Genomic DNA, 17354 nt, shown 5'->3' on the forward strand with positions numbered 1-17354 from the left:
GTCTTTATAAACAAAAAGATAAGTCAAAGTAGGTTGGATGAAGATGTATTTTCAATGAATAGATACAACAGTAAGACATTAGTCTAACTTGAATGGTGAATGAACGCTCTTACTTACCAAATAAAAACCTAACACTTTGATTGTTAATAAGATTAAAAGCTCAAATAAAATTATACAGTAAACTAGACTATGGGTGCCATTTGTTTGCTAAAGTATGACGGTATAAACAACAAAAACTATAACAAACACTATGACTGCCATTTTACTCCTCGTTGCCGCTGCTTATATTGGTGTACTTTTTTGGCTCGCCAACTGGGGAGATAAAACGACCCCCCGCGCACTCAAAATTAGTCATCATCCGTTTGTTTATGCCTTTTCCTTAGGAATTTATTGTACTTCTTGGACTTACTACGGTTCGGTAGGTACTGCGGCCACCAGTAGCTGGCATTACTTCCCCATTCTTTTAGGCCCCATTTTACTGTTTTTGTTCGGTCAGGGGTTTTTACGTAAACTCATATTGGTCAGTAAAAAGCAGAATATCACCACCATTGCCGACTTCATTTCAGCACGATACGGTAAACGCCAAACTACGGCCGTCATGGTAACGATGATAGCCCTATTGGCTACCATTCCGTATATTGCACTTCAGCTCAAAGCCTTGAGTAGTAGCTTCTTGTTATTACAGCAGGACGAGCAAGTGTCTGGCACTGCGCTCGCATTAGCTGGCACTTTAATCATGGCATTATTTGCGATTTTCTTTGGCACAAGAAAGGTGGATGTGACTGAGTATCGCTCAGGGTTGATGTTGGCTGTTGCTTTTGAGTCTATCGTTAAACTGCTCGCGCTCGGTATTGTAGCCGTGCTTGCATGGCAATCCTTAACTCAGGTTCCCGACTCATTTGAAGCATTGAGCGAACATTGGCAATCCTTTGACTTCTTTAACTTCAATTTTGTTGGACAAACGCTCATGGCAGCGGCTGCCATCGTCTGTTTGCCACGACAATTTCACGTTGTGGTGGTAGATAACCACAACACTTCACACTTAAAAACCGCACGCTGGGCATTTACGCTTTATCTGTTATTGATAGCAGCCATGATCATCCCAATCGCTACCGCCGCTATCCACCCCGATATTGGCTATGGTGCCGCACCGGATAGTTTCGTACTCGCTTTACCTATCATGATGGAGCATCCGATCCTCGCTACATTTGTATTTATCGGCGGTTTATCAGCGGCAACCGCTATGATAGTCGTTGCGACTCTCACACTTAGCACCATGCTATCAAACGATGTGGTATTGCCTTTGTTGTTCAAGCGTAAATTTAAGAAGAACATTCTAAACAGCAGTTTTAAGAGTCAAATACTCTTAGTTCGACGCTTTGTTATCGCCGCAATCTTATTACTTTCATATATGTACCAGCAATGGTTTGGTCATGGTGAAGCACTCGCGAATATGGGCTTAGTCGCCTTCTCATTGGTAACTCAGCTATTGCCTGCGATTGTCGGTGGACTCTATTGGCGTAAAGGTCATGCGTATGGCGTGTATGCGGGGCTCATCGCAGGTTTTATCTGCTGGATGCTATTTCTTATGTTTCCAATCCTGGAAGCCGGTGGATTACTTGATTATGAAATGCGCCAGACCCTTATCACCCGAGGAACTTTACTCGCACTGCTCGCCAACATTAGTTGCTATATTAGCTTTTCTATCGGTGCACAGGAGCGCCTAATCGACCGTATTCAGGCCGCAGCATTCGTAAATCCCAAAGATCAGGCTGCTCTCTCTAAACGCTTGAATAAACAAGTTCGCGCTACCGTGTATGACTTTAAAGTGCTACTACAAACCTTCTTGGGGGTTCAGCGCAGTCAGCAATTGCTCGGGCACTATGCTCAAAATAATATTTTAGAAGATAATGACGCGTACCCAGCCCCTGAATTTATCTCATTCTGCGAGCGCGCACTCACGGGAGTGCTCGGTGCTTCATCTGCCCAAGCTCTGATCCGTACCGTGTCATCGGGTCGCCAAATGGCATTTGAAGAGGTGGTTAACTTTTTTGATGAAACCACACAAGCACTACAGTTCAACCAAAACCTACTTTATACCTCATTAGAAAATCTAAGCCATGGGATTTCGGTGGTTGATAAAGATCTAAAACTTGTTGCATGGAACAGGCGTTATCACGAGATGTTCGCCTACCCAGATGGTTTCTTAGAAGTCGGACAACCGATAGAGGAAGTGATCCGCTTTAACGCCGAGCGCGGTGAATGCGGTCCTGGTGAAATTGATAAACACGTCGATAAACGAGTTCAACATCTGAAAAATGGCACTCCTCACCACTTTATTCGCCACCGCCGTAATGGCCAAGTATTTGAGATGACGGGAAACCCGCTTCCTGAAGGCGGGTTTGTGACGAGTTTTTCAGATATCACCACGCATATTGCGACGCAAAACGCACTGGAAGAAATCAATATGGATCTAGAGAACCGTATTGAAGCCAGAACCCAAGAGATCCGCACCATTAATATGGATCTTAAAGCGGAAATAGCCAATCGTCACGAAACAGAGCAGGCACTAATGGCCGCTAAAAAAGAAGCAGAACAAGCAAATGAGAGTAAAACTCGCTTCTTAGCGCTTGCCAGTCATGATATTTTGCAGCCACTCAATGCCGCACGCCTGTACTTAGCAGCGATTGATACCCACAATCTAATAAGTAAAGATCAAGGTAACTTTGAAAAACTCACCGATAGCCTAGACTCTACCGTACACCTAATGAGTGCGCTTTTGGATATTGCAAAACTAGAGCAAGGTGCAATGAAACCAACCCCTAGGCATTTCAACATTGACGATATCTTACTACCACTGGCAAATGAGTATGCCATCATTTCAAAAGAGAAAGGTCTCGAACTTAAGGTGAGAAGCTCCCACAGCATTGTACACAGTGACACCACCTACCTGCGCCGGATCATTCAAAATCTAGTTTCCAATGCCGTTAAATATACCGACAGTGGCAAAGTGCTTATCGCCTGTCGACGCCGTAAACATAGTTTAAGGCTTGAAGTGTGGGATACCGGTCCCGGTATTTCAAACCACGAGCAGAATAAGATCTTTAACGATTTTTATCGTATTCAAGCGGGCGATAATAAAGGCATTGGGCTTGGGCTTGGTGTTGTAAAACGTCTATGCGATCTCTTATCCATCACAATTTCAGTGAACTCGGTTGTCAATCAAGGTAGCCGCTTTGCCATAGACATACCCTATGGCAATGTGGATTTACTCCAGGTAAAAGAAGATATTAGCCAAAAACCGCAAAGCAAAACTCAACTTAATGTCATCGCGGTTGATGACGACCCGAAAAACCTAGAAGCCATGGCGAGCCTGCTAGATAAATGGCATTGCTACTATCAGCTGTTTTACAAAGTAGAAGACGCGCTTGCTTACGCAAAACATAATCCCGCACCAGATGTTATTTTAATGGATTACCAACTTAACGATAACTGTGATGGGATCACTTTGATCAAATCGCTACGCACCGTTTGGCAGGATACGATTCCTGCTATTTTAATTACCGCCGTGAGGGATGAAGAAGTAAAAGTCGCCGCTAAAAGTGAGCAAATCCATTACCTGTCTAAGCCAGTAAAGCCAGCAAAACTCAAGGCCCTGCTCAACCATGGACGGTGATGAAAAAAGCCTAAGTAAACTTAGGCTTTAGTCGCGGATATCAAAGCTTTACTATTATTGTAAAGTTAAGCAAGAACTAGTGTGATGCCAGTGCCTGTAATTGATTTGCAGCTTCTACGAAGTCGCTAACTTGTTCGGCTGTATAAAAGAAGTAATTAAAATCTCTTCCTTCACCGTCAACAGTGACCACTGTACTAAACTGGCTATTATGCTGTGCAATAAACAATTTATTACCGGAAATAATTACACTGCCATCTTCGTTTTGAGCGTAGTCCATCGTCGCTTGTACTTCGCTGAAGTCAGCATCGGCATATACTGTGATTGTTTCTTCATTTACAACAAAGTAAGTAATTACCCAATCACCTTCTTGGCTTCTATCAGCCATAAAAATAGCCCGGCCTTGTAAGTCTTTAAAAGAGGCTACAGGTTCCGTTTGTTTCACCGCCTTTGCATAGCTCTCGGCACTGCCTTTTTGGGTAAAATATGGACTTACATTACCATCAAACCCGCTTAGATAAGTGTTGTCCTGCTCTGCTAAAATAGCAAAATACAAACTACGTTCATCAACCTCTAAACGAACACGGTGATCTGCCTTAAGGTCGAAATCTCCGGTCATATTCTGAGTTCCTGAATAAGTAAACTCTCCACCTTGCTCTAAATAGAGTGAACTGATCACTTGGTTACTCCAGTTATCATGTTCGAGGGTATAGAGCTCTTTATCGATTAATGACTCAACATCAACCAAATTTGGAACATGATGATTAGGCGCAAACTGTGGTAGCACAGTGCCAATCAGTGACTCTGGTAAATACTGGCTTAACGGGCGGGTTGTATGAGCCGTTAAATCAAAGGCTCGATGGACAGACCAACCATCGACATAATTAACTTCTGCTTGAATAGCATATTTATGTGGTGTTTTACTCAAAATAGTAAAGGTACGTGAGTTTAATACTTGGCAGCCAGTAAATGTACAATTGGGATCCGGATAGCTATGAAGTGTAAGTTCACCATTTTCCAGCTCCCAACTACCATAACCTACATCAACCTCATCCTCTGTCAGAGAGCCGTCATAATTGGAGTCAAAAGTGTAAACCGAGTACGACTTACCATCATCATAGAGCTCATACCAAAACGAATCAAAATACCTCCCTGCATACCGTTTACTCCATACGCCTACGATTTCTTCTTTAACCCAGTTAGCTTCCGGTTCTAAATTATGGGCCGTTCCGACGGCAGTACTTGAATCGTTTGACTGTTGTACTTTACCGTAAACCATATACTTACCGGCCTGTGGTGTTAGCAGCTGATATTCAAAGTTAAAGTCTAAAGTCGGTACATCTATTACGACTTTTTGATTTACACCTTGTCCCGAATACTGCCAATTAAAGGAAGCTGTTTCACCTTTCGATAAATGAAGCGTGCCACTATTGCTAGTATCAAACGTGAATAAAGCAGAACTAAACCCTGAATCTTCAGTTAAACTATTATAGCTGAGTAACGGTAAGCTAACCGTTTGACCAACGGTAATATCCATCTTTTGATGGTTATTATTACTATACGCTGCACTTTCTGCGATATAGAAAACATTACGATTTTCCCCTCCTCCGTTTGGATACTCTTTATTCATGCTGATTAACATTTCAGCACTCAGCGCTTTGTGCTCAAGCTCTCTTAAACTAATCGCAATGCTATTCGCCCACTCGACAACAGTCACCTCAGTCTCATTACCTTGCTCACCCAATTCAAAATAGCTATAACTCGACTCCAGCATACGCTCATTTTGCGGGGTAATCGCTATGGAGCCTTCTTTAAATAGCCAATTTATCGAATCATTTAAACCGCCAACCTGAATCGTTCCGGTACCATCAGGGTTAAAGGTTACTTTCGTACCTCCCCCTCCTTGCTGGTACAAGCCATGTGGTAAATACAATGTTTCAGGGGTAGATGAGATCACGCTTAACTGCTCGGTTTCAAACAATTTTGCTTTAGCGTCAGCGTACTCTGGAGCGCCTATTTTTTCCTCCAAGTATTGACTAAACACCTCTGTATCTTTTAACCAATCCAGAGAACTTTGTGGTGTTGGAGGTGGTACCGTATCACTGTCGCTCGCAAGTCCACTGACTGGAGGAGGGGTCACAGTCAAATTTTGCTCATCTAGATATAATTGATAAACAATTGCGCTATTCATCCTATGCCCATGATCTATACTGACCAAGCTTTGTTGCAACTGCTCCAAAGTTTTGATGGTATCGCCATTATGTGCTTCCAATGAAGCTGCGGTAGCACTGCTAAACGGTGATAATTGTAATTGTATAAGTTCATCATCAGACAGTTTGTTGTCATCACCTGCTTGAGATTGTAAAGAGGCAAAGCTTAAGGTGTAGGACTGCAGCTCGATCGCACCTTTGTCATCGACCCCTTGAGCATATAGAGAAACAATAGCGGAGGTTGGTGCGTCATCATCTTGTTTCAACGATACGCTAAACTCACCATCTTCATCAATTTGCGCAACACTGTTGTTTTTATCGTACTGAGCACTGACAGACCCCCCCGCCAAGTCAACGCCTATTACCCTACCCTCTAATGTAACTTGGTCGAACAGCTGATTAATGTTTACGGTTACATCTGTAGTAGCCGTTTGCTCACTCGCATCGGTCACCGTCAAGCGTAATTTTGCCACTTCATTGTCTGTTGTAGCAGGAGCGGTAACATCAAGCTTATTACTATTCGCCCCCTCTAAGGCCAAATCAGGGCCGCTGATTTGTTCCCAAACAAAAGTCACCTCACCTTCATCTTCAACATCTGCTGTAATTGTTGCTGTCGCCTTTTCATCGACTGTAACATCCGAAATGTTTGCTATCACTGGCACCTTATCAGTATCAGTGGTTTTATCTCCTGAATTATCATTATTTGGAATGTCTGAAGATGAATCATCAGAGCCACAACCCGCCAATAGCAAACTCAAGGCAATACAACTCAACGTAAATTTATTTTTCATGGATATCCTTCCTCGGTCCTTTAAAGTAACGCAACACGGTTCTTTACGTGTTTTCATTGCGATGCAGTTACACCTAAGTGATAGCTTCACTGTAGAACAGCCTGACAAAAGTCGTCCTAACGAAAAAACAATGAGATTTTCTCACCCAGTTAGAAATTAATTACATTTGATACCTATTTGTTGCTAGGATAATTAAAGTAATAACAAGATAGGGAATGCGTATGGATATTATTGCACTACTGGCCGACTGGCAAAGAGGCTGCAAAGAAAGTGAAAAAAAGCTTAAAGCTTTAGTTTATAATCACTTAAAAACCGTGTGTAGTTTGCACCTTGAAGCACATAAGAAACAAGTGGACGCGACATTCATCCTGAGCCATTTACCTAATACTACCTGTCTTTTGCACCAATCCTTAATGGAATTGATCCCTCCAAGCTATGGCATTGAGCATAAGACACACTTTAATCGCTACTTAAGCCTTTTTGTACGTAATATGCTACGAGATGAAATTCGAAAATTAAAAGCACAAAAGAGAACACCACCTAATTATTGGATTGAAGAAGCTACAGAGGCACCTCCTGATCAATATCTAGCACTAGATAGTGCCCTTTCACTACTTGCGAAACAACACCCAACAAAAGCAGATATTTTTTCACAGCATTATTTTTTGGGCCTCGAGCCTGAGCAATTGGCTCAACAACTTAATATTTCAACAGCGACTGTTTATAGAGAGCTCAAAGCCGCAAAAGCCTTTATCAGGGTAAATGCGTAAAATAATAAAGGAAGCCCTATGACTTTTAATGATGCGCTCAGCGTATTTGATCACTTACTTGACAATTATTCTCAAAACCTGACCGCGGGTTTAAATAGCATAGCCGAATTGTCGCCACAACTGAGAGATGAAGTAACGGCATTAATCTCAGCACATGAACAAAATGTGCAGCAAACTTTGTTTAGCAATATCATTGCGGCTCAAGTAGATACTTTAGATACAGATAAAGATTTGCTTTCACTCACCGGTGAACAGATCCAACACTTTAAACTCAAAACGCTACTGGGCTCGGGCGGTATGGGAGTGGTGTATCTTGCTGAGCGCTGCGACGGCCAACTAGAACAACAAGTCGCCATTAAAATTATTGCGCCATCAATCACTTTGTTAACCTCAAAAGAACTCGCGTTTAAAGAAGCGCAATATTTGGCCCGCTTAAACCACCCCAATATTGCTAAAGTGTACGACGTTGGCACAACAGAAAGTGGCCTAATTTACCTAATCATGGAATACATAGAAGGCGACCCCTTACAGCAGTTTTGTGCAACTGCGACTAATGATGAAATGCTGAAGCTACTGATTAAAGTATGTGATGCAGTAAGCTACTCTCACCAAAATCGAATTATTCATGGTGATTTAAAGCCCGATAATATCTTGGTGGATAAGCTGGGTGAGCCAAAACTGGTGGACTTTGGCGTAGCTCATACGCTAAGCGAGCAAAGTAACGCAACCTATTCAGCATATATCAATGGGCTAAGTAGAGACTACGCCAGCCCAGAGCAGCTTGCTGGAGAGCCATTAACCACGCAAAGTGATGTGTATAGTTTGGGCAAGATCTTAAAAAAACGATTAAATTCGGAAACTAATAGGGCTAAAGTTAATGCTGATTTACTTGCAGTATTAGACAGAGCAACTTCAGCGGCCTTATCAGTAAGATATAGTTCAATTGCCTTATTGCAGGCCGATCTTCATGCAGTTTATGAAAAAAAGCCTTTATCAGCTACAACCAAAAAAAATACAATTCTTTATAGGTTGCAAAAACGATTCTACCGTCAGCCATTTCTTACCTCACTTTTATCTGTAGCAGTACTTGCAATCATCACAATGACCGCAGCACTGTTTGTTAAAAACCAACACTTAAATGAACAGTATCAGCAAAAGTCGGCAATTGTTAACTACTTAAAAGATGTCTTTTATGCCGCAGATCCGAGATATTACAACGGAGAAAAGCCTGATTATGCACAGCTTCTATATTCTGGTAGCGCTAATTTAGACACTCAATTACCTAAGCAGAACGACGCCAGAATAGAAATTAAAGAAATTATCTCTCGCGCACTATTATCACTCGGAGATTATGAAAGGGCACGAATGCTGTTAGAGTCAGATATAGATAGCAACAAGCTCATTATACCCTTGGCAGAAACCATGTTCTATCAAGGTGCTTATGACCAAGCTGATGAGCTATTAAGCAAACTCACTCTAAGGCATGGTAGTGAAGAGTGGATAGAAAAAATCATCATTAGAAGTGCGATTCAATTAAAGCGAGGCAACAATAAAGAAGCCGTTGAAACGCTAGATAAACTTGCAAACCTAGTTCCAAGCACCGCAAACCAACAAAGACAGCTCATTCAAGCATCAGTAAAAAAAGCCATAGCTTACGATGAGCAGAGCATGTTTCAAGAAGCACTGCAAGAAATACAAAAAGCTTCTAAACTAGCAGAAGCCACCTACCCTGCTGACCATATTGGCCTACTTGATGTTTACAATACTCATGGCAACATTCTAAGTAGCTTAGGTGAGCTTGAAAAGGCCAGTAAGATATATAAAAAGCACCTTAACATTACCAAAAAGGTACTCGGTGAGCAGCACCCTTCCACCGGTAATGCATACAGAAACATCGGCTTTATAGAAGAAATGCAGGATCATTTCGAACTCGCGATCGAGTATTACAAGTCTAGCGAGTCCATTTTTTTAGAAAGTTATGGTGAGGACCATGAACAACTGGCATTTTTATGGAATGACATCGGGATAGCCTCACGCCTACGAGGAGACTTTGAGCAATCAGAGCACTATTTATTGAAAGCAGCTACAACCGCCAAAAAGGTGCTAGGTAAAAACAACCCCAATGTAGCTAGTATTCTAGGTAATCTCGCCATTGCTCAATTTTATTTAAAAAGACACGAGCAAGCTATTAATACGCTAAACTCCGCTTTAAAAATTGATTTATTATCATCGGGAGAGCTTCATAGTCGAACTGGTCATAGATATTTCTGGTTAGGTTTTGTTCATGCAAATATTGGAGAGCTGGAACAAGCAAAAAAATATAACTCGAAATCAGTAGATGTATTTTCGCAGATATATCCTAAGGGAAATAAAACGACCTGGGACGCAATCATGCACAAGTTAACTATACAGTTGTCAAAAAAAGAGTATAAACAACTTGAAGAAAGCTTTATAGCTGCTGAAGAGTTTATACGAAGTTCAGCTGAACAGACTCGTTTTTCAAATGATATAAATAAGGTAAAGGTGCTTAGTGCGTTAATTAGAGGAGATATTCAACAAGCGAAAATAGCATCATCTAAAATTGATGTAACGGTTTCGCATGATAGTAGCGAGGCATTACTTAATTTTTGGAAAAATATTCCGCATAAAAAATACACAGATTTATCTAAGGCTAAACAACAAACCTATAATCACCGAGGAGTCAGACGAATAGAAGAACTTCATAGCTTGCAAAACTGCTACATTAACAAGCCTATTTCTGAGTGCAAAATAGCAAGTCCAGTGCTACTTTTGCTCTAGTTTTCCAGAATAATGGTAATTTTTGGCAGAGCGTTGGCAGGACGCGATAGCGGTGTTTAACTTGCTTTTCTTAGTTCAAAATTGGTCAATTAATTAACGCTATTGGTATTAAAGCCAGACTCAATCTTTAATAATTGAGCCTGGCTTACTAGTTCGTTTAAGCCATTGGCTAATGGGGGTAAACCTTGATAAAGCGCGTGTCATCATTGACTTCGATGACCATATAAGACTTACCGTAGTAACCCAGTTCTGCATAGTTGCCATCAACACCATTCGCTAGGTTTTGGTGGTTCAATACGTTGCTTGTAATGTAAGTTTGATACAAGTTTCCATTGTGATCCTTAACTGCATCAATGTGGGCATACTCATTGTCTTCGACCATGATGACGTAATATCTATAAGAACCATAAAACTTTCTGGCTGATGCTGAATCGGTATCACCAATTTTTTTATATCCGTGCTCTAGCGGAGTAAGCCACTCATTATGATTAGCAAGCCTATTATTGCCGGCAAAAACAGAATATTTATGCCTGCCTGGCGCGGCTTGTATATATTGTCTTGCTAATTCTCTGTCATAAAAGAAGTACTCTTCTGCCTCACCAGAACAATTATTGAATGCATCTCTTCCCCAACATAACAACAACTTGTCTGGCTCTGAGCGATAAATGCCTATGTAATCAACATCGGATCCATCATCAATTCTGATGAAACCATCAACGATTGTGTATTCTAGGGTGAAGGTTCTTCCATTTACTACAGCGCGAGCCTCTCTGTCACTAAAGGTAATCTCTGTTAGCTGAAACGATTTGTCATTTCCTGAAAAATAAACATTGTACAAGGTTTTCCCATTCAACCATGAAGAACTAAATTTGGATATATTACCCTGCTGTTTTGGATAAACTCTGAAATAAATCTGATCACTTGTTCTAGCACCCTCGTTATCTCTTACTTCTAGATAGACCGTGAGTATTTTCTCTTCATCGGTTTCTGGAATAGTGAAGGTTGCCATACTATCAGATACGCTAAATGGTAAATATTGCTCACCCATCTTAACATACCAACGCCGACTCTGAATATAACCATCGGGGTCATTGTAATGTGCTGGCAAAGAAACATTTTCTCCAGAAGTAAGCTTGTTACTAACCGGGCTGATTATTGCTGCATAAGGAGGAATATTTGACTGGTTTTGAATAAAGCTTACCTTAAACTTTTCATCTTCAAGTTTGTTATTCTCCGTCTCGATCGACAGTTTATAATCATAGACTTGAAACTCAGGAGAGACGTTATGCTCACCATTACATGTAATTGTTGAATTATCTGAGCTGACACAAGCAAGTAACACTTTATTTTTGGATTCAGTTTCTATATTGACAATTAACTCATCAGCTTCAACGCTCGAAACTTCGTCTAATAACAGCGAAAACTTTATGGAGTCTAATTCTTTAATTTCACTATTTGAGACTTTGATTTCTGTTTTCTTAGTGAAAAGCCCAAACTCATGAGATGTATTGAAGACTTTAAAATCAGCAATGTTTACAGATTCGTCGTTAATTTTTCGTATGTGTTTATCAGCGCTTAAGATAATATCTAGCATTCTTCCATCTTCAGCTAAAATTTGTGGGTCACTGAAAGTTTGTTTTAGGTTGCCAGTTGGCTCCTGACCAGAAACTGCTAATTTATATAGTTCATATCGTTGTAAGAACAGATCAAGGTTGACCCAAAAAGCCCTAACTTCCTCTGGTTCAGTAATTAACCCAGGAGGAATTTGACTTCTAGAGTTAGTAAGAAAACCATCTTGTATACCATAACCGTTATAAAGTACATCACCATTATCATCATTGAGAGTCGTTTGTACTGCACTAATAAATTCTTCAAAGTTGAATCCCCCGTTATTTCTTAATGACGCGTACCTCTCTATTTGGAATCCTAGAATTTTGTCACTTACCTCCTCAATTTCCTTTATCGGTTTGGTGATTACGGCTTCTAGATACCAAGACACAAAGTCTGTAGGTAATATACCAGTAGCGCCATTTATTAGTCCTGTTGCTCTAGTAATATTACTAAGCGTACTGACATCGAAAAAATCGAAGCCGAATTCAGCGGCTTCTACAACTAACTCCGCATCGTCTATAAAGCCCGTGAATGAAAAACCGGCTTCAGCAAGTTTTTTATATTGGTTGGCTAAAGTATTGGTATAAATTTCCTCTTCTTTAAACTGATCAAATGAATCTGCTAAATATGTGTAGTATGCACCTGTGTTACCATCTGTTATTGCAATTAGATCGTTATAAATTGATTTTCCTAAATACCACGATGAGTAGATATCAAAAATTGTAATTTCTGATTCTTTATTGCTTTTTCCATTTAGGTTTAAAATTTCTACCCATTCGTCATCATTGAGGTTGTAAAGCCTTTCACAATCTTCTTTTGTAAGGCTGCTATAATTTTTATTATCACATGCATCCTTTACCATTAACTCAAGGTTATGGATTACCTCTTCGGATTCACTTTTTCCAAAAATGTCTTTTTCAAGTATGAAATCGGTAAAGTGTGTGGTCTGAAAATATGCATGTTTAGAAGAAGTGTCTACATATATTGGTTTTATGCTTTCAATAACATTTCCTTGTGATATTCGTGTCGCTATAATGCTTTCAGGATCAATATCACCGCGATACGCTAGTTTTATCGTGACAGGTATATCGAAGGTCGTACCGGAGGGCTCTAAAGTTAATATATCACTCTTTAGTACTCCATTAACACCATGAGTGCTTTCTGCAGAGCTTAGCTTTGCTGATATCGTAAGGTCTCCTCCAGATGAGCCGACGGGGAAATAAACTTCTGAGCTAGTGTTAGTATTATCAACAAGGTGCAACGTATTGTCCTGATCAGCAACAATGGTTGCTACTTCTACAGCTTCTTGCTCAAGGACGGTTAGCTGTCTATCAGTTTTATAGAAAACCCCGCTCTCTGTAGACAATGATATTGATACTTTATTAATGCCGCTTTGTTGTAGCTGTAGGCCTTCATTAGCATTCACAAAATCTGAGTTGTTTAAAGAAATTCTGACACTGGTGCCAAGGGGCTTTTCTGTTAAATTTGGATATATTTTATCGCCTACATTAAAATAGCTATCATTACTAATAACTAGTTTGCTTTCAAGCTGCTTGAAAACGAAATTAAGCTTTTCAAGGTAGTTGGCTTTGTTTTTATAATCACTTAAAAGGTACTTACTTTCCCCCATGAAAGTACTTTCTAGATCTTTATGAAAGTAGGAGATATCACGATAAGATATAGTACCATCGCTATTTAGATCATTGATTAGAATATTTGCAAAGTGTGATAGTTGCTCATTTAGGTTGTTATTTCTAATATCTTGAGCGACCGCTTGGTAGATAATGTCAGAGAGAAGCGAGATAGCCATACCATTATCGAGTATATCGTGGTTGAAAACTAAACCATACTCCACAGCGTTTTGACTTTCCGAGTTGTTGATACTCCCAGATACAGTGACGTAATAAAGCTTATCTTTCTCTATTCTTATTTTTTCAAAGAAAGCTGCTTTTGAATTTTCATCGAATTCGCCTGTGCTGATTCGAATACCTGGGTTTTCAGTATGAAATACAGCAACGTTTGTAACAGTTAAATCATCAATCAGAATAGGGACTTCAATATTTTGAGTTACTTCAACTTTTACTCTATCTCTGGCTTCATTTCCCGAATCATCACTAACAGTGATTTCTAACTCAGCATATCCATAGAATGGTAAAGAAGGTAGCTCAACCAATGTCTCTAAACTATTAACGTTTTCAATCGCTACTGTGGGGCCACTTACTTGTTGCCACCTAACAGCTTTAATTTTACTTTGTGTATCTACGGAAGGTCTTAAATTTACAGTATTACCCGACACACCCACTATATCTTCACCAGCATCAACTGAAAGCTCTGGTTTTATCTGAGAAAACTCAGCTTGGACGAAGCAAGGCTCTCGAATTTCTCCCGTAGAATAAACGTAATTATTAAGGCTTCCTGAGCAACCACTCGCTTCACTAATTTCAAAGCCCTCACTAGGAATGAGGGTAAAGCTGACGGTACCACCATAAGCTACCGTTTGCGTGCTAGGTGAAATGATACCGCCTTCACCAGCATTCGCATCCACAGTAAAGGATTTTTGGTTAAAACTTACACTGACTTGGCAAGCAGAAGTAATGGTACCAGTGATGTAAGTGTTGCCAACAAGTGTACCATTACACCCAGTAACTCCGCTTATCTCATAACCTTGATCCGGTGTTAATGTAAAGATAGCGCTATCACCATAGCTTACCGTTTGTGCGCTGGGTGAAATACCACCGCCCTCACCTGCACTAGCATCCACAATAAAAGTTTGTTGACTAAAACTAGCATTGACTTGGCAAGCTGACGTTATCACGCCAGTGGTGTAGGTGTTGTCAGTAAGTGTGCCGTTGCATCCTGTTACTTCACTTATCTCATAGCCTTCATTTACCACAAGAGTAAAAGTGGCTCTATCACTATAGCTTACCGTTTGTGTGCTGGGTGAAATACCACCACCCTCACCTGCACTAGCATTTACGTTGAAAGTGTGCGGACTAAAGCTAGCGCTGACTTGGCAAGCAGAAGTAACCATACCGGTAGTGTAGGTGTTGCCCGTCAGAGTACCACTACATCCTGTAACATCATTTATCCCAAAGCCCTCATCAGGCGTAAGCGTGAAAATCGTTGAGTCGCCATAGCTAACAGTTTGTGTGTTAGGTGAAATACTACCACCTTCATGAGCAATGCCTTGTACTATTATTTTTTGTAATTCTGCTATCCCCCCAGGATCTTTAATTATGCCATTGGCGACTCCATCAGTATCACCATAACCACCATCTTGAAGATGTAAAACAATACTACGTTTATCAGCAGCAAGCTGGGCGAATTCGGTAGGCATAAAATACCACGCTTCCCCATCACTCTTAATGTAACGAGATTGCTCTGGAACTGCACTTGGGTAAGTTAGTTCAACTAAGACATCTGCACCCGGTGTTGTTGCAATATCTATCGCAAGTAACTGGAATGGCAGTACAATATCGTTACTCATCGCAGGCAAGTTCGGTTCATCTTTTGAGATAATTCCTTGGCTGCTTGTAGCAATAACCCCAGCATTATCTAGAACCTTAACTTGAAGTTGCTGACCGCTTTTTTCATCAGTAAACGTTCGTTTTGGTGTTAAGGTTTTGAGTGATATTTCGCAACTTTCTACAAGTTTAGCTACTTGATAATACTCTCCGACTAATTGACCTTGACAGCCAGTTATACTCTCTACTTTATGACTAGCATCCAATATCAGTTGAGCAGAAAGACTATCACCGTAAAAGTAGTCAGATTTATCCAGCGTCAAGCTTGCACCTTCTGGAAGATTTGTTTTTATAGATAACTTTAAAGGTTTGAATGAAACTTCAATACTGCAACTTTCATTCACATTATTGACATGATAATCAAGTTTCTCCTTGTCCAAAAGACCGTGACACCCCGTAGCATCTGCAAGGTAATACCCTTCGTCAGGCTGTAACTCAAAGGTGGCAGAGGAACCCGGTTCTATAATTAGACTCTCAGGAACTATCGACCCAGCCCCAGTATAAGTTGTGACCACTTTATAACTTATTTTAGTGTTTTGTTCATTTTTTCCTGGATTAGCGTCATTGCATGCAGATAAAAAACCACAAAGTAGTAATATATAGAGGCAGAATGTAAAAGTTCTCATCTAATATCCCTGAGGTAGTAAAAGCAACAAAAAGTTGCAAACGAATTCACGATTAGTCACCACAGTAATACCAACCTTAAAAAGGTTGATCACGTATTTTGAAGTGAACTTTCTCAACACTTAGTGCTTTTTTTAAGACGTGACATTTTAGTTGTCGTGGTCAAATAAAATTGACCAAAGTTTTTTGTCGGTAGGCATTTATCTCACTGCCAATTCGCAGTATTCTGAAAGTTCGCTTAGACGAATTGGAGTGAGGAAATGAGCTACATACTAACAACAGAGTGTAAAGATGACATAGGACTGATCGCGAAGATCACTAGCCTTTGTCATGTGCACGACCTAAACATCACGCGCAATAATGAGTTTGTAGATAAAGAAGGACAGCGCTTCTTTATGCGTACAGAGCTCACAGGCACACCCAGTGATAACTTTCTGGCACAACTTCGTCAGTCATTACCAACTGGCGCCAAGTTAAACCTATACGGGCAAGAACGAACAAAAGTAGTGCTACTTGCGACGAAAGAAGCGCACTGCTTAGGCGGCGTGTTGCTTAAACAATACGAACAAGCATTCAATATTGAAGTACAAGCAGTTATCGCAAACTATGATACGTTGGAGCCCCTCGTTAAAGGCTTTGGTATTCCTTTTCATCTAGTATCACATGAAGGGCTGAGTAGAGCAGAACACGACAGTGCAATGGCCGATTTAATCGAACAATATGATCCTGATATTGTTGGCTTGGCAAAGTATATGCGGATCTTAACACCGGAATTTGTCTCATGCTTTGACGGGAAAATTATCAATATTCACCACTCATTCTTACCTGCCTTTATCGGTGCAAAACCTTACCACCAGGCATTTGAGCGTGGTGTAAAAATTATCGGAGCAACAGCTCACTTTGTTAATGATGAATTAGATGAAGGGCCTATTATTGCCCAAAATGTCACGCAAGTTAGCCATGCTCAAAATGCTGAAGAAATGGCAAAAATCGGTAGAGACATTGAAAAAACAGTATTTTGTAACGCGTTACAATTAGCCTGCGAGCATAAGCTTTTCATTAACGGCAATAAAACTGTCGTCTTTTCATAATCAAGTTCAGAACCGCAGTTTAGCAACTTAGGAAATGAACAGCATGGATGCGTGCACTCCCACAATGCTGTGTATTCGGTGGTAGGAGCGAGTTTACCTCGCGAGATTTTCTAATTTTCTATACCTCAAATAGCAAAAAAACCCGTTGCATTGCTGCAACGGGTTTCTCTTATTTGGCCCTAGCTCGCTACGAAGTAGGATGTTCCACTTTCACATGGGTAATCCACACTATCATTGACCGGGGCCGACCCTTCGGCTGTT

Annotated in this window: 6 protein-coding genes; 4 read left to right on the forward strand and 2 right to left on the reverse strand. The window is 40.6% G+C overall.

Annotated elements, in window-relative coordinates:
* The first annotated feature begins 250 nt into the window (after positions 1–250).
* Entirely contained in the window at positions 251–3676 is a 3426-nt protein-coding gene (locus tag A587_RS0104505) for a PAS domain-containing hybrid sensor histidine kinase/response regulator (protein ID WP_017216581.1), read from the forward strand.
* A gap of 76 nt (positions 3677–3752) precedes the next feature.
* Here the strand turns inward: A587_RS0104505 and A587_RS0104510 are convergent, their stop codons facing one another.
* Entirely contained in the window at positions 3753–6674 is a 2922-nt protein-coding gene (locus tag A587_RS0104510) for a PKD domain-containing protein (protein ID WP_017216582.1), read from the reverse strand.
* 221 nt (positions 6675–6895) lie between these two features.
* On the opposite strand from A587_RS0104510, the gene A587_RS0104515 reads away from it, so the two are divergent.
* Together A587_RS0104515 and A587_RS0104520 are read left to right on the forward strand one after the other, a co-directional pair.
* A complete protein-coding gene (locus A587_RS0104515) occupies positions 6896–7444 on the forward strand; it encodes an ECF-type sigma factor (RefSeq protein ID WP_017216583.1) in 549 nt (182 codons plus the stop codon).
* 18 nt (positions 7445–7462) lie between these two features.
* Positions 7463–10243, forward strand: a complete 2781-nt coding sequence (locus A587_RS0104520) for a serine/threonine-protein kinase (RefSeq protein WP_017216584.1) — start codon at positions 7463–7465, stop codon at positions 10241–10243.
* A 169-nt stretch (positions 10244–10412) separates the two neighbouring features.
* On the opposite strand, the gene A587_RS0104525 is transcribed toward A587_RS0104520, so the two are convergent.
* A complete protein-coding gene (locus A587_RS0104525) occupies positions 10413–16004 on the reverse strand; it encodes a choice-of-anchor U domain-containing protein (RefSeq protein WP_017216585.1) in 5592 nt (1863 codons plus the stop codon).
* A 258-nt stretch (positions 16005–16262) separates the two neighbouring features.
* Between A587_RS0104525 and purU the strand changes: the two genes are divergently transcribed.
* On the forward strand, positions 16263–17093 hold the full coding sequence (gene purU / locus A587_RS0104530; RefSeq protein WP_017216586.1) for a formyltetrahydrofolate deformylase: 831 nt from the start codon (positions 16263–16265) through the stop codon (positions 17091–17093).
* Positions 17094–17354: the final 261 nt, after the last annotated feature.

The organism is Pseudoalteromonas sp. NJ631, from assembly GCF_000276645.1.
GTDB lineage: Bacteria > Pseudomonadota > Gammaproteobacteria > Enterobacterales > Alteromonadaceae > Pseudoalteromonas > Pseudoalteromonas piscicida.